The organism is Epilithonimonas tenax DSM 16811, from assembly GCF_000428485.1.
Classification (GTDB): domain Bacteria; phylum Bacteroidota; class Bacteroidia; order Flavobacteriales; family Weeksellaceae; genus Epilithonimonas; species Epilithonimonas tenax.
The window spans coordinates 15662-31573 of the sequence record NZ_AUAA01000015.1; the positions used below are offsets into that span (position 1 = coordinate 15662).

The window sequence follows — 15912 nt, forward strand, 5'->3', positions numbered from 1 at the left end:
ATTATTTTTGTCATTCCGAAGGAATCTAAACGGCTTAGATTTCTACGAAATGACAAAAGTGATTTTAAAAAATGACCACAATTGGTATTCAATCTGCAGCCTACTTCGACAAGCTCATTATAAACTTTTTGAGTGGATTTCATTTTGTGGTTGGAAAAAGTGGAGGTAAAAAAAAAAAAACAACGTCGAACCACTTCTTTAAGTTTGGGAACGGAAGGCGGATAAAGTTGCCCAAAATATTTTAAAACCAATTTTTGACTCTGTTGTAATCCAGGAAGTAGGTGATCCTAAGGGAAACATTGTTGATCATCGGCTCATTGAAAAGTTCATTAAAATTATTTTTGAATCGCATTCTGGATACCTCCAGATAATTACTGGTTGCATTTCTGTAAAGCAAAGTCAACTGACTGCCCGGCGCAAACCACCACGAATAACGCAGATCTACGTTCCAGGAGTTGTAGGTCGTGGCTAGATTTGGGTTATAAGTCATATTATTTTCCAAGCTGCCGTCATCATTCAGACTGTAAAATTTTTTGTATGTGACATCGGAAAAATAATGACGGAAAGCGAGAGACAAAGACATCTTCTCATTGAAGGTGTATTGTCCTGTCACTGCATTCTCATAAGTATTCCGCTGGCGTTTCCCCATATAGATCTGACCGTTTTCTTTCCCTGCAAAACCCACTTCATTATTGCTGAAAACCGGGTTGAATTTCCAAATGAGATTCAGTTTGTCAGAAGCTCTGTAACGCAGATACAGCGACGGAATTACTTTGTTTCTGCCTTTCTCATCATAAGCGTAATAGTCGATATTGATATTGTACTGAAGCTTTTTTCGACTGTCACTCTCAAACCAAAGCCAACTGTCAAAATACCCGGGCACTTTCAAATACCGCCCGAAAGTCCTGGGTTCATAGATATCATTCTCGCCAAGGGGCGTGAACTCTACACCACCCCCAAAATTCTCAAAATTCTTGGTCGTAAACTGGTTGTTATGATTGAATCTCAATGTGCTGTACAGAAACGGCTCCAGACGGTGGTCATAATTAAGATTAAAATTTAGAAAGATATTATTAAAGTTCTTGGTAGGCTGCAAAATCCGGTAACCATACCAGGTAGAATAGGACGCATAATTGGTCTTTGTCGAGAATCCAAGATCATTGATATCCCAGTTTTTGTCGACATAATTCCCGACGATCTCGAAACGGTTTTTACCTGAATATTTTCCGATGCCCAGGTTACCTCTGTTTCCAAATTTGGTATCCCCATCTCTTACCCAACTCCCTTTGAAGTTCCCGAAGTAATTGTAAGTATTCTTCTTATTGGCGATGTTCCAAAGTAATCCTGTAGCATTAGCATCACGGAAATCCCCCATTCTCAAAGTACTGGTATTGACAAAGGTGACAGATGAATTCCCGCCAAACCTCTGATCGAAAACCAAAACATTATAGTTGGTCCACGGCTCCACGGTTTCTTTTCTGGTCGTGCCGGTTTCCGTATTTTGGATCGTGGCTTCCATTTTTTCTGTGACACCATTGAAGATCCCTATTCCCAAACCTTTCTTTGTTCTTCCAGAAATTTTAAAAGCGTTGAATAATTTCACTCTTCCAGGATATTCTCTGACGGTTTCATTTTCAGAAACCGTTGGATAAAGCGATGGTTCGCCACCTACTCTTCTGGAATAGAACATATCGCCCTTACTGAAGAGTTCTGTACCTTCCATAAAAAAAGATCGCTGTTCCGAAAACTGCTGTTCAAATGGGCTTAAATTTAAAATTGAATTATCAAAATTGGCCTGACCGAAATCCGGAACCAAGGTCATATCGAAGGTAAACGCATCATTGATGCCATATTTAAGATCCATTCCGCCGTTGACATTCATTTCGGTTTTGCCATCAAAACTGTTGACATACGTCGAGAAATAAGGAGTGAAAGAAAGTCTTGTTGGTGTTTTTATCTCCGTCACACCGCTCAGAACGCCATCGTACAAAGTATAATTTCCTTTTTGATTGTCAACGTGGTTCCAGTCGTACATCGTGTTGGTTCTTTTGATCTTTCTGATCATATTAAGACCAAATTCCTGTCTGTCTTTTTTAGGAAAACGAAGTTCAAAAAACGGAATTTTAATCTCCACTGCCCAACCTTTGTCATTAATCTTCACTGCGCTGTACCAGACAGCATTCCAGGACATATCTTCATTTTCAGTCGTCAGTTTTCCATCCACCTGAACGCCCGCAGCGGTTACTATAAATTCCAAGCTCTGCTGATGATCATTATAACCATTGATGATGATCCCGAAAAAATCGTCATTGGCAATGTTGTCCCGCTCTGTGAGTTCCTTTAGAATTTTTGAAGGATCCGGATCATACATCTGTGCTGCAATATACAATCCGGTATCGTCGTAGAGCAACTTCACTTCGGTCTTCAGGCTGTCGGCCTGTGGTTTTCCGTTGTTGGGCTGGCGTTCTACAAAGTTGGTTGCAACGGGAATGTTTTTCCAGATCTCATCATCCAGGATTCCGTCTATTTTCAGTGCCTGTTCCTTTTTGACTGCCTGGATATTTTTCCGCGTAATACTATCAGAAGCGGTCGTTTTCTGGGCAGAAACCTGTCCAAAACATAGGAGTAAAACAAGAATGCAAAAGTTCGTTTTCATAGTAAAGCTTATTCCTGAGATTAGACAAATCACAGAACAACTCTGTTACATCAAAACAAAAAAAATCAGACAAAAGCCTGATTTTCAATTTAATATAATTTAATATCCAAAATATACCTGGTACATTTTACAACTACTTTTTACAATTTTAAGGTTTGTAACCGTCTTTCAAAGTCACTGTTCTGTTGAACACCAAAGTCTCGTCAGAAGAGTCTCTGTCTTTTTTGTAATAACCAATTCTCTGGAACTGGAAGTGGTCTTCCAAAGTGGCTTCCTTCAGACTTGGCTCAGCAAATCCGTGAGTCACTCTCAGAGATTGAGGATTGATGAACTGTACAAAATCCACTTCTTTTTCCGCATCGGGCTGTTCCGTTGTGAACAGTCTTTCATAAGTTCTGATCTCGATTGGTAAAGCGTGTTTTGCAGAAACCCAATGCAACGTTCCTTTCACTTTTCTAAGACTCGCCTCTGTTCCGCTTCCCGATCTTGAATCTTCATCATAGGTGGCATAGATGGTCGTGATCTCGCCATTGGCATCCTTCTCAACACGTTCTGCTTTGATGATATATCCAGCTTTCAGCCTTACTTCTCCATCCAGTTTCAGACGGAAGAATTTTTTGTCTGCTTCTTCTTTAAAATCCTCTCTTTCAATATAGATTTCTCTGGAAAAAGGCACCTGTCTTGTTCCTGCATTGTCGTCCTCAGGGTTATTTTCCGTTTCCAACCATTCCTCTTTATCTTCGGGATAATTTTCGATGATCAGTTTTACTGGATTCACAACCGCCATTACACGTGTCGCCACTCTGTTAAGATCTTCTCTTACACAGAATTCCAATAACTGGATATCAATCAGATTCTCTCTTTTTGCAACACCTACTTTTTCAATGAAGTTTTTGATGGCAGTTGGTGTATAACCTTTTCTGCGCAGTCCGGAAATAGTCGGCATCCTGGGATCATCCCAGCCAGTAGTGATATTTTCCTGAACCAGTCTTTGCAGCTTTCTTTTGGAAGTCACCATATAGGAAACGTTCATCCTGGCAAATTCTCTCTGCTTTGGTGCCACGCTTTCTTTATCATAGACCTGATCCAGATACCATTCGTACAACGGACGGTGATTTTCGAATTCTAATGAACATAAAGAGTGCGAGATCTGTTCAATATAATCAGATTCTCCGTGCGCCCAATCGTACATTGGATAGATCTTCCATTTCTCACCCGTTCTGTGATGCGGTTTTTTCAGGATTCTGTACATCACAGGATCTCGCATATTCATATTCGGGGAAGCCATATCGATCTTTGCACGCAGACTCATCGCACCTTCTTCGAATTCTCCGTTTTTCATTTTCTCAAAAAGTGCCAGACTTTCTTCGGTAGGACGCTGACGGAAAGGCGAATCTACACCTTCCTCAAACGGATTTTTCCTCTGGGCCGTGATGTCTTCAGAAGATTGCTCATCCACATAAGCTTTGCCTTGTTTGATAAGTTCTACAGCCCAATTATAAAGCTGCTCAAAATAATCTGAGGTGTATAATTCCTGGTCGTATTTGAAACCCAGCCAATCGATGTCCGCTTTGATAGAATCTACAAATTCCTGCTCTTCTTTTGCGGGATTGGTATCATCAAAACGCAGGTTCACAGGCGCATTGTATTTTTGCCCCAAACCAAAGTTGATACAGATGGCCTTTGTATGACCAATGTGAAGATACCCGTTAGGCTCGGGTGGAAATCTGAAACGGAGCTTGGACGATTCCAAGCCACTTTCCAAATCATCTTCTATAATTTGCTCTATAAAATTGAGTGATTTTTTTTCTTCTTCTTCCATAATCTGAACGTGAAGTGCAAATTTAACTTAATTTCCTCAAAAAATAAAACGAATATCGTCTATAAAATTAGATGGTTTTCAATATAAAAAAAGCTTCCGTAAACCCCGTTTATTAGCTTTTAAATGTTAAATTTGTGTGAACTTTAAACATTTGGTCATATAGAGTTCATTTTTTTTTAATTTTGACATATTAATAAATCGAAATGAATCGTAAAAAAATCCTTTTAATTGATGATGAACAGGACATCCTGGAGATCATCTCTTATAATTTGGAAAAAGAAGGCTATCAGGTTTTCACCGCTGGTAACGGAAATGAAGGAATCGCAAAAGCAAAAGAGATTTTGCCGGATTTAATTTTATTGGACGTTATGATGCCCGAAAAAGACGGCATCGAAACCTGTCAGGATCTTCGCAAGATCAAAGAATTACAAAAAACCTTAATTGTATTTTTATCCGCAAGAAGCGAGGAATTTTCTCAATTAGCTGGCTATCAAGCCGGAGCCAATGATTACATTGTCAAATTGATCAAACCAAAAGTTCTGATCTCAAAAGTAGCCGCGCTGCTGCAGCTGGGTGCTAATTCTCAGGAAAACTCCAATTACATCGAGATCGGTGATCTGATCATTGATAAAGACAACTTCAAAGTGTCCAAAGCGAAAGAAGAATTTTTGCTTCCTAAGAAAGAATTTGATCTGCTTTATCTATTGGCTTCCAACACAGAGAAGGTCTTCAAAAGAGAAGAGATTCTTGAAAGAGTTTGGGGAAATGACGTGATCGTAGGCGAGAGAACGATTGATGTTCACATTAGGAGATTACGGGAAAAGCTGGGAATCAACACCATCCAGACCCTCAAAGGAATAGGTTATAAATTAGTAGTTTAAGATTTTCTTTTTAGAAAATCTTTTTTTTGAAATGAGATTTAGAAATTCGATCAAAATCAACTGGATATCGGCAGCCGCATCATTTTTACTGGTGGCTGTGGTTGGCGTTGTGGTTTTACTTTTTGAGTTTTACACGGACGACATTTACTTCAAAACCAGAGATTTCAATCTATTTCTGGCGTTTACCCTTTGGTTTCTGTTTGTTCTCAATTATTTCGTTCTGGAATTTCTGTTCAGTTTCTACAGCAAAAATCAGATCAGAAGAATCACGAATATATTGCCGGAAGACATCATCCACGATTACGATACCGATCTTGGCTTCAAAGAACTGGGTGAAAAGATGCACGAGATGAACCAGCGAAACGCTGAAATGGATCTGATGAAGGAAATGGAAGATTACCGTAAAGAATACATCGGCAACGTCTCCCACGAGCTGAAAACGCCACTGTTCTCTATCCAGGGTTACATAGAAACATTGCGCGATGGCGGTGTAGAAGATCTTAATATCCGGGACAAGTATCTCCAGCGGATAGACAGCTCTGTTGAGCGGTTGCTGAACATTGTGAAAGATCTGGATATGATCAACCGTTTCGAATCCGGACAGATCAATTTGAAGTACAGTACTTTTGACATCAATCATTTGGTCCAGGAGATATTTGACCTCCTGGAGATGGAAGCAGAAAGACAATCTATGACGATGCAGCTGCAGACCACCCAATCCCAATTGTTTGTGTTTGCAGACAAACAGAAGATCTCACAGGTCCTGATCAACCTAATTTCAAATGCTGTGAAATATGCCAACCGGGAAGAAGCACAGATCATCGTTTCTACGAGAGAAGGCACCAAGAGCATTCATATCTCCGTAGAAGACAACGGAATGGGCATCAAACCTGAAAATCTGCCAAGGATATTCGAACGTTTTTACCGTGTAGAATCCAGCCGGAACAGAAAAGAAGGTGGATCTGGTCTGGGTCTTGCCATCGTAAAACACATTATGGAAGCCCATAAACAGATGATCAGCGTGGAAAGTGTTTATCTTTCGGGAACCAAATTCAAGTTCAAACTGGGGAAAGCTGCTATAGAAAAAATCAAAAGAAACAGGGCCAATTTTAGCGAATAATCTGCAGTTTCAAAAACGCTGAATTTATAAAAAACTTTTTTGAAAAAAAATTTACTAGAAATTTTTATGGAATTTCATTTGTTTTATATTTGCATCATTAATCAAGCTAATAAAGTTAAAGTAAAACAACAATGGTTTATAAGATAAGAGTAATTCTAGACGCCAAAGAGACGATCTTCCGAGACGTAGAGGTCAAAGGGAAACAAACACTTTGGAATCTGCATCTGGGCATCAAAAGCGCCTTCAATTTACCTGGTGAAGAGTTGTCTTCTTTTTATTTTTCAGATGATGAATGGAATGAAGGCCGTGCGATTCCTTTGGAAGATATGAGTGATGACGGCGATGGTGAGATCATGTCTGACATCTATCTGCCGGAAGGTTTCCCTGCAGTGGGCGAGAAAATGAGATTCCAGTATGGTTTCATAGAGCTTTGGGACTTTTTCTGTGAACTTTTGGAGATCATAGATGAGAAACCGGCAGTTAATTACCCCATCACGGTTTACAGATTTGGGAACGTGCCTTTGAAAGCGCCAAGCAAAACAGGAACGAAGAACGGGAAAAGCAAAAATTCTGCATTACCGTTTATGGATGATGATTTTGGAGACTTCGAATCTGAGTTCAAAGCGACAAGCTTTGCTGATGAAGATGATGACTACAATGATGATGAGGAAGAAGATGGTTACAACGATGTCTTCGAAGAAGATGACGAAGATTAAGAATCTTTTCTAAACATATCAAAAGCCCGGGTTTTTTCTCGGGCTTTTTTGTATCCTGTATTCTCCATCACTCTTGATTGTAAAATATCTACTACTCTATTTATTTTTCTTGATATGTAATCGCTTTACTTATTTCAATTGGATTGTTATTTTTTAAAAGTCGATTTCGGACATCTTTTGAAATAGTGTTTAGTTCTTCTGCTTTTGTATATTTTTTCCCATAATATTCAAAATTTTTTATTTCACCGTTTCGTAATCTTTGTTTGGTAGAATAATAGGGATCATTGTAATACTGTAAAGCTTTTTCTACATATTTTTTTTCTGTAGTAAGGATTGGACTGCTTCCGTATCTTACTTCCAAAATATTAGATGTATCGTAAGTTTCTGATAAATTCTGACTTCTAAGCAATGTGAATTTATATTGCCCTTTTGTATCTTGGATTTCTAAAATTAATCCCGGTAAGCCTTTGAATTTGTAAGGTCCTTCATTAAAAGGAATTTCTCTGGTGAACCAGGCAGTCCATTCGCGTCCTCCAAAACTTGCACTCGCTTTTTGAACATCAAATGTTTGTACTTTCCCCGTCTCCTGCTCTAACTTCCAATCTATCTTATCTACCGTGGTATATTTGTAAAAATCAAATCCTACGGCTACAAAATTCAAGTTTTCAAACGAGTTAATTTTTCTTGTCACAGGTACTTGCTTTGTCCAGCTCACATTCTGCGAATTAGTAGTCTTATTAATAGAATCCTTCTCCAGGAAATGATAGTCGTAGTATTTTACATTTTCTGGATTAATATCTAACACCATTATCCTTTTTTCAGGCTCGGTCTGTAATGAATCTGATTTGTAATCAAGTCTGTAAAAAAAACGATGTGTTTGACCATCCATTAAACTGATAGTCAAAATACTTATGATGTAGAAAATCCCTTTCATTCTTGATTTATTGCTTTATACATTTCAAAAGTATAAAAATCACTAATTACCTAAAAACTTTGAGAGGCCTATTTTAATTTATCTTTTCAAATTTTATCAAATACGGCAAAGTGAATTTTTCTAAAACACATTGGAAACCAAAGGAAAAACTGGACTTTTTTATTCATTAAACCAAATGATAAGATTATTTCTAAACAAAACCGCCTCCTTAGTGAAGAACTTACAAACACTTCCCACCATCTCTCCTATCCTTATTCTTCATCAGTACATCAAAACTCTTCTGCAAGTCCGCAACCGAACAATTCTTCATCTCTTTATTCGGAACATTTTCGGATTTTGGATTATCTGGAGAATTGGATTTCAAAGTATATTTTTTTTCAAGACACTGGACAGATTGATCGTTTACAATGTAGTAGCGTTGCTCGGTTACATCATCTTTTGTGATAGGTTTTTCTGGTGTACCGCCATCAAAGCTCCAGACTGTATCATCTTTGAAGATAAAATACGGCTTTCCTTCATTAATGAAATAACTCTCCGTCGAAGAGAAATGACTGTCTGCCTGGAAATGCCTGACCACCTTCAATTGTCCTTTTTCAGAAAAATAAACCACATTTCCCGAGATCTCGTTACACTCATAGTTGAAGCCAGCAGAATCCAGCTTTTTCGCCGTCAATTGGGAATTCACCTTGCTGTATTCCTGTTTGATGCCATTTACAGAACTCAAATCCTTCTCAAGACTCAGGGAGTGTGTCTTTACTTTGGAAGTGATGGCGTCAGAAGAATTGGAAACTTTCTCATCTATTCCTTTTTTGCAGGAAAAGATCAGAAGCACAGCGGACACTAAAATTGCTTTTTTCATAGGAATATTGTTTAGGTTGCAGATGAACAAGCAAAAAATGTGCAAGCAAGCTCCAAAACAAAAAATGCCTGCATTGCTGCAGACATTTTTCACTAACTAAAACTAAACTTAAAATTCAAATATTTTCTTAAGGATTCCCATACATATTGGATTCGCCACCGTCGATAGCAATCACCTGTCCGGAAACATAACCATTTTCGTCACTCAACAGATACGCTACAAGATTTCCGACATCTTTCGGATCTCCCAGTTTTCTCGTCGGGTTGTGGGACGCATATTCTGCTTCAGCCGCTTTCGGATCACTTGGATTCACCTGGTTAAAGGCTTCTGCAACCATCGGTGTCAGAATTGCTCCCGGCGCAATGGCGTTGGTCAGGATATTATATTTACCATATTCCAAAGCCGCATTTTTGGTCATCCCTGCTACTGCGTGTTTTGTTGCCACATATGCCGTCTGATTCAGCACACCACGGATGCCGCCTACAGACGCTACATTTACGATTCTTCCGCCGCCATTTTTCTGAAGCTCCGGGATGATGTATTTCATACCGTAATAAACGCCCAAAAGATTGATATCAATGACCTTCTTGAAAACGTCGATATCATAATCTACAAGCGATGCCTGTTTCCCCTCAATACCAGCATTATTATATAAGCCATCTACCTTCCCGAATTTCTTCACGGTTTCATCTACATAATTTTTCACCTGTTCCTCTACAGAAACATCCGCTTTCACCGTTAAGAATTGACTTTCCGGATATTTTGACTGGAGTTCTGATTTTGCTTTTTCAAGTGCCTCCTCATTATAATCTACCAACGTGATGTCTGCACCTTTTGACGCAAGAGACTCTGCCGCAGCAAGACCTAATCCCATTGCTGCACCTGTAACTATGATTGTTTTTCCTTTAAAATTTGACATGATTTTGTATTAATGTTTCATTGCTTCATTATACAACAATGATACCTTTTCATTTTAATTTGTATTAAAGTTTTCCTAAAATTTCAATAATTATTTCAAACCTTCTAATTCACAAGTGAAACCTCAATGATCTTTGAGCCCGATAAAAATCACACATAATGATCGCAAATTCCAATGGCTAAAAAGATTAATAGACCGGAACGGTAACAGGAAAACACAAACTCTAAAGAAAGAAATATCCTTCCTGCAAATGGAACAATCGTTTCCACAAAAAGAATGATGCCTCCTGTGGAAAGAACTATTGCTACTGCGAAAAGAATTATTACTGCTGCAGGTAGAATTACATCTTCCACAAAAAGAATTATTGCCACTGCAAAAACAATTATTGCCACTGCAAAAAGAATTACTGCTCCTGCAAAAAGAATTATTGCTCCTTCGAAAAGAATTATTATTCCTTCGAAAAGAATTACTGCTCCTGCCAAAAGATCCTCGAGCGTAATCAAAGGGAATATTTATCAAACATTAACAAACCCATATTTTTTGGGCTTTCTTATTTTTATTACATTTACAAAATAGACCAAAAGAATTCACAACCTCAAGAGAAACTAAAATGAAAAAGCTGATTCTTATTCCCGCGCTCGCCGCCTTATTATTATCCTGTAAAACCCAGAATCAAACTATGGAAAACCCACAAGATTGGAAACGAACCACGAATATATATGAAGTCAACGTCCGACAGTACACCAAAGAAGGCACTTTCGCAGCGTTCGAAAAAGAACTGCCGAGACTGAAAAAAATGGGCGTGAAAACACTTTGGTTTATGCCAATCACTCCAATTGCGCAGCTCAACAAGAAAGGAAGTTTGGGCAGCCAGTACGCTGCTTATGATTATACGACCATCAATCCTGAGTTCGGAACTTTGGAAAACTTCAAACATCTGGTGGATGAGGCTCACAAAATGGGTTTCAAAGTCATCATCGACTGGGTAGCGAATCACACTGGCTGGGACCACGTCTGGACCAAATCTCATCCGGAATATTACCTGAAAGACGCCGACGGCAGTTTCCACAAAGCCAGCGGAATGGATGACATCATAGAACTGGACTACTCCAATAAAGAAATGCGCCTGGCCATGATAGATGCGATGAAGTACTGGGTAACAGAAACCAATATCGACGGCTTCCGCTGTGACCTTGCAAGCTGGGTAGAAGTAGACTTCTGGCAGCAGGCAAGACCTGAAGTAGAAAAACTGAAACCTCTTTTCTTCCTGGGAGAATTTGATGAGTTGGAAGCACCTGAATATGGAAAGGTTTTCGACGCCAGTTACAGCTGGAAATGGATGCACCTTTCTCAGGATTTTTATCAGAAACACCTGCCACTTTCTGACCTGAAGAATCTCCTGGAACAATATTCCAAAATAGGCGATAACTCTATGAGAGCTTGGTTTACCAGCAACCACGATGAAAACTCCTGGAACGGAACCGAATATGAAAAGTACGGCGATTTCGCACCAGCACTGGCCGTTTTTTCTGCGACCTGGAATGGCGTTCCTTTACTTTACAACGGCCAGGAATTGCCGATGAAAACCAAACGACTGGAGTTCTTCGAAAAAGATCCTATTCCGTGGACAGGCAAATATGACCTGGAAGACTTTTATAAAACATTATTTGCTTTAAAATCAGAAAACCCGGCGCTGAGAGGCGGCGATCCTGCAGTGACAACATTTTGGATCAACACAACAGCGAATGACAAGATCCTGGCATATCTCAGAAAAAACGGTGACCGTGAGGTTCTGGTGATTCTCAATACGACAAAAGATCCTGTGAACTTCAAGTTAGAAGATGACAACTCGGTGGGAAGCTTCAAAAATGTGTTCACAAAAAACAAAGCTGAATTGATCAAAGGTTCTGATGTGAATCTGGAAGCTTTCGGATATTTGGTTTACGAAAAATAGAGTTTGCAGACTTGCAGATATTAGACCGATAGATGATAGATTTTTTCATCTGTGTCTAAATCATAAAAAGCCCTTTCAGTTGGTAACTGAAAGGGCTTTTATTTTGTATTGGGTGGCTAAACGTCCTGTCTGGAACTGAATTGCCGCAGCCCGGCTTGAACGGAGCTCTTTTTCTTTTGTTGCCTGAGCGCAGTCGAAGGCAAAAAAAAGAAAAAAGCGGGAGTGGAAGACGGAAAAGCTGCCCAAATCATTTTAACATTAATAAGCCGCGGTAAAACGCTGTCTCACGAAGTTATTTTGCTCCAACTCGTCTACCAAAGCCACCGCAACGTCTTCTACAGATAGGATGCTTCTGCCTTCTTCATTGAAAACCGGATGTTCCAAAGCTGTTCTGTATGTTCCTTTTCTCACGCCTGCTGTTCCTGGATGCATCTCGATGGCCGGAGAGAAGAAGGTCCAATCCAAAGTTTCATTCTTCTTGATTTCGTTCAGATAATCTCTCGCTGCTGTCGCGCCTGGTTTGATATCAGCAGGGAAATCTGGCCCGTCTACCAACTGGTTGCCGTCTATGAAAAGACTGCCTGCACCACCTACGGTGATGAATCTCTTCACGCCTGACTCCTCCACTGCTTTCTCGATGTTCTTGCTACCGTTCAGAAAGTCGTTGTAAAGATTCGGATTCGTCCAGCCTGCGTTGAAAGTGTTGATTACTGCGTCGTTTCCTGCAAGAAACTGCGCCAGTTCTTCTACATTGTTCACATCTGCGCTGATGGCATTTACCTTATCCTTCACCTCTACTTTTGAGCTGTCTCTTGCGATGGCAGTCACTGCGTAACCTCTGTTTGCTAATTCGTTTACGACTTGTTTTCCTACGAAGCCTGTTGCTCCGATTACTGCTACTTTTTGCATCTGTTTAAATTTTATGTTAATTGTAATATAATTTGTTACATTTTTAATCAAATTTTTTTTAATCGAATTGACTGGTAAAATCTGATAACTTTTTGTTGCTCAAAAACTGCAGAACCAAACCGTCAGTTTCTGAGAACAGGAGATTCAGGTTTTTGTTGATATCTTTGCCAACAGCACACAGAGGATTCGGTTTTTGATTTTTCTTTCCGAGTATTTCTGCACTTTTTATGGCTTCATAGATCTCTGCAACATTGATATCTTCTGCATTTTTGCTGATCCTCACGCCGCCGTCTTTACCTTGCCGGCTTTCTACGAGGGCTGCTTTTTTCAGATTACCCAATTCTTTCCGAACGATCACAGGATTTACGTTAATACTTCCGGCGATCCAGTCAGACGTCAGCCATTCCTGCGGATCTTTCGCAAGGAGGGTCATAATATGGATGGCGGTTGCAAATCTTGTGTTGCTCATAATGGTGCAAAGTTATAAATTATTTTAATTGTAACAAAATCAATTACAGTTAAATTTTTCTTAATTGTAATTATAGCTTACTTTGTCTCAATTTCTACAATTCTCTTTCCTACTTCTCCAAAGTATTGATTCAAAATAGATTCATATACTTTGTAGCCATCATCCACATTGGTAAAGATCACCAAACCTTGTTTGGTTTTGGGCAAAATAATGATAATCGTATTCACGCCCTTGTCGGAACCGCCGTGAGACAAAGCGATCTCATTATTTCCCAAGTCATAGATCTCAAAACCAAGTCCGAAAAATTTGTTCTTTCTGGTTTGTACCTGCTTCGTTTTCAAATCTTCAAAAACTTTTGAAGAAAGTAAATCATTATTCATGACAGCAACTAAAAACTTACTGTAATCTTCTACAGAAGTTACCAGATCATCTGCTGCGCTTGCTGTTTTATTCTTTACTATATCGTAAGATTGTCCATTTTTACCGTAGCCAATGACTATTCTAGTGGCCTCTTTTTTCTCATTCCAGATGTAATTTGTATCGTTCATACCCATTGGCTGGAAAATATGTTCCTTCGCTAACTGTTCTATATTTTTATGAAATTTGATCTCAATTGCTTTTCGCAGATATTCAAAACCTTCGCCGGAATACTGGTATTTGGTTCCTGGCTCGAATTCAAATTTTAGTTTATTGTCATTATTCACCGACCTCCAATTCGGGAAACCTGTCTGATGGCTTAATACCAATCGCGTGGTCAACTTTCTATTTCGAGGATCATTTGCAACATCGGGATCTGTAAAGTAGTTGTAAAGCGGTTCGTCCAGATCCCATTTCCCTAGGCTTACCAAACGTAAAATGGTCATTGCGGTTACAGGTTTTGTCAGAGATGCAACATTGAAAAGACTGTTATACGGTGCTATCCTTTTCCCGTCTAACGTGCCATAAATTTTTATCTGTGTTATTTTTCCATCTTGGATCACACCCAACCCCAAAGTAGGTATATTGTTATCTCTTAGCACTTTATCGATATTGTCCGTCATTTCGGTTCTGTTCGGTTCGCCGTGATCATAGCTCAGGATATCACTCATCCACCACTTTCCGTCATTCTTGGTCCAGACTGTCGTGAATTTGGCTTGCCCACCTAATACTTCGGCTTTATCCTTTTCCCGAATATAAAATTGGTGATCACCGGTTTGGATGGCGCCGTAGAGCTCGCCATCTTTGTACAAAGGAAAAACCTCCAGACTGTTCTCTATCACTTTACGGATGGGTTTTTGGTTTGGATTGGAACAGATATTTTGTTTGGTTCTCTCCAGGAATATTTTTTTATCCTGAAAACCACCTTTGTCGTGGTAAAACTTCAGATCATCAGCAACCGTTTTTTCCATGTAAACCATATCACAGCCATTGAATCCTCTCTCGAAGAAAAGGCTGTCCTGTTTTTTCAGTTCAAGAAATAAGGCTGAATTTTTATCAATCTGGGCTTTCAGACTACCGATGAAGAGGAAGAGAATAAGCAGGCTTGAGCAGAATTTTTTTGTCATTGGTTCTTTTTTGACAAAGATTCTGACTTTATCAAATTTAATTCAAAAAATAAGCCCGACAAAAACCCGACAAGCGCCCGACAATTTTATATAACACTGAAATTCAGCTTATAATGAAGGCTGCCATCCTTATCGATTTGGTAAGCATTTCTTAGAATAACATAAACATTAGCCAATACCAAAAGTACCATTGTCATCATAACGGATGTTTTCCCGAGTTTTAGTAAAATGACAATCATCAAGATGATCGGTAATATGACCGCTAAAATGATCTGGAGAGAAATGATCTGCTTCACGATTGGCGATCTCTCTTTTGTAAAATACATTAACAATACGGGAGGCAAAAAATTAGCGACAGGAAACCAGCACAAAGGAAGTGAAGAAAGGTTGATGATCTTGATCAAAGTATGATTGATTAATTCATGATATTCTATTGGCAGAATTGGTTCTTCAGTTTTGATTTCTTCTCTCGCAATACTGGAAACTGACAAATCTTTTTCTGAGATATCAAGGGCTGATGCTAAGGTTTTCAAAGTATAACCTTTGGGTGCTGTTCCGGCTTCGATGCGTTGGATGGTTCGCACAGAAAGTCCTGACTTTTCTGCCAATTCTTCCTGCGTGAGATTCTTTTCTTCCCTTATTTTTTTTAATTCCGACATTGGTAAAGCTAACAGAAGCAAATTTAATATTTCATTTTATGAAGTATAAAAAAACCTTTCTAAAAAAAGAAAGGTTAACTGTTTATTTCATATTAAGCACTTTGTCCACAACATACACTGTGTTTCCGCGCCAAGGCAAAGTCCCGTGGTATTCTTTGTAGTGCAGGTCAAAATATTTTCCGCTGTTCAGTTCCAATTGCTTGAATACTGAATCATTTTCTATGGAAAATTCAAATTGATTACTGCCAATTGGCGCGCCCGGTTTTGCCGCTCCAAATCCTTCCTGAATCAACTTGCCTTCGTAAGTTTTGAAGACGTTTCCTTTGTTTACAGCATAATTGAGATATCCGGATTTGACGCCTTCTCCAAACACAAAGTAATACTTCCACCAGACAAAAACGCCCAGAAATAAGAAAATTACAGCCAAGGTCATCCAAAGATATTTCATATGATGTATGTTAAGTAATCAA

General features: G+C 39.1%; 15 protein-coding genes. 4 read left to right on the forward strand and 11 right to left on the reverse strand.

What is annotated here, in order from left to right; translation table 11 throughout:
- Positions 1-241 precede the first annotated feature (241 nt).
- Together F564_RS0109170 and F564_RS0109175 are read right to left on the reverse strand one after the other, a co-directional pair.
- On the reverse strand, positions 242-2656 hold the full coding sequence (locus F564_RS0109170; RefSeq protein ID WP_028122384.1) for a DUF5916 domain-containing protein: 2415 nt from the start codon (positions 2654-2656) through the stop codon (positions 242-244).
- A gap of 148 nt (positions 2657-2804) precedes the next feature.
- A complete protein-coding gene (locus F564_RS0109175; protein ID WP_034981206.1) occupies positions 2805-4478 on the reverse strand; it encodes a glutamine--tRNA ligase/YqeY domain fusion protein in 1674 nt (557 codons plus the stop codon).
- A 203-nt stretch (positions 4479-4681) separates the two neighbouring features.
- Here F564_RS0109175 and F564_RS0109180 point away from each other — a divergent pair, with 203 nt between their 5' ends.
- The 3 genes from F564_RS0109180 (at position 4682) to F564_RS0109190 (ending at position 7195) form a co-directional block, all read left to right on the forward strand.
- A complete protein-coding gene (locus F564_RS0109180; protein WP_028122386.1) occupies positions 4682-5359 on the forward strand; it encodes a response regulator transcription factor in 678 nt (225 codons plus the stop codon).
- A gap of 49 nt (positions 5360-5408) precedes the next feature.
- Positions 5409-6479 carry a sensor histidine kinase gene (locus tag F564_RS19005; RefSeq protein WP_051259628.1) on the forward strand — a complete coding sequence of 357 codons (1071 nt, stop codon included), beginning with the start codon at positions 5409-5411 and terminating at the stop codon, positions 6477-6479.
- Positions 6480-6610: 131 nt separating this feature from the next.
- Positions 6611-7195 (forward strand): IS1096 element passenger TnpR family protein, encoded by a 585-nt coding sequence (locus F564_RS0109190; protein WP_028122387.1) that lies wholly within the window; start codon positions 6611-6613, stop codon positions 7193-7195.
- 100 nt (positions 7196-7295) lie between these two features.
- Here F564_RS0109190 and F564_RS0109195 read toward each other — a convergent pair whose 3' ends face one another.
- From F564_RS0109195 to F564_RS0109210, 4 genes are all read right to left on the reverse strand, one after another.
- Positions 7296-8129, reverse strand: coding sequence for a GLPGLI family protein (locus F564_RS0109195; RefSeq protein ID WP_028122388.1), 834 nt, complete (start codon positions 8127-8129; stop codon positions 7296-7298).
- Between the two features lie 220 nt (positions 8130-8349).
- The gene (locus tag F564_RS0109200) at positions 8350-8988 is read right to left on the reverse strand and encodes a hypothetical protein (RefSeq protein ID WP_028122389.1); all 639 of its coding nucleotides are present in this window, start codon (positions 8986-8988) and stop codon (positions 8350-8352) included.
- A gap of 127 nt (positions 8989-9115) precedes the next feature.
- Positions 9116-9907, reverse strand: a complete 792-nt coding sequence (locus F564_RS0109205; protein WP_028122390.1) for a glucose 1-dehydrogenase — start codon at positions 9905-9907, stop codon at positions 9116-9118.
- A gap of 149 nt (positions 9908-10056) precedes the next feature.
- Entirely contained in the window at positions 10057-10410 is a 354-nt protein-coding gene (locus tag F564_RS0109210; RefSeq protein WP_028122391.1) for a hypothetical protein, read from the reverse strand.
- A gap of 107 nt (positions 10411-10517) precedes the next feature.
- Here F564_RS0109210 and F564_RS0109215 point away from each other — a divergent pair, with 107 nt between their 5' ends.
- Positions 10518-11861, forward strand: coding sequence for an alpha-amylase family glycosyl hydrolase (locus F564_RS0109215; protein WP_028122392.1), 1344 nt, complete (start codon positions 10518-10520; stop codon positions 11859-11861).
- Between the two features lie 258 nt (positions 11862-12119).
- Here the strand turns inward: F564_RS0109215 and F564_RS0109225 are convergent, their stop codons facing one another.
- The 5 genes from F564_RS0109225 to F564_RS0109245 form a co-directional block, all read right to left on the reverse strand.
- The gene (locus F564_RS0109225) at positions 12120-12770 is read right to left on the reverse strand and encodes an NAD(P)-dependent oxidoreductase (RefSeq protein ID WP_028122393.1); all 651 of its coding nucleotides are present in this window, start codon (positions 12768-12770) and stop codon (positions 12120-12122) included.
- Positions 12771-12828: 58 nt separating this feature from the next.
- Positions 12829-13239, reverse strand: a complete 411-nt coding sequence (locus F564_RS0109230) for an RrF2 family transcriptional regulator (protein ID WP_028122394.1) — start codon at positions 13237-13239, stop codon at positions 12829-12831.
- A gap of 77 nt (positions 13240-13316) precedes the next feature.
- Entirely contained in the window at positions 13317-14783 is a 1467-nt protein-coding gene (locus F564_RS0109235; protein ID WP_028122395.1) for a serine hydrolase, read from the reverse strand.
- Between the two features lie 86 nt (positions 14784-14869).
- Positions 14870-15442, reverse strand: a complete 573-nt coding sequence (locus F564_RS0109240; protein ID WP_028122396.1) for a helix-turn-helix domain-containing protein — start codon at positions 15440-15442, stop codon at positions 14870-14872.
- An 82-nt stretch (positions 15443-15524) separates the two neighbouring features.
- The gene (locus tag F564_RS0109245; protein WP_034981209.1) at positions 15525-15890 is read right to left on the reverse strand and encodes a hypothetical protein; all 366 of its coding nucleotides are present in this window, start codon (positions 15888-15890) and stop codon (positions 15525-15527) included.
- Between the last annotated feature and the right edge of the window lie 22 nt (positions 15891-15912).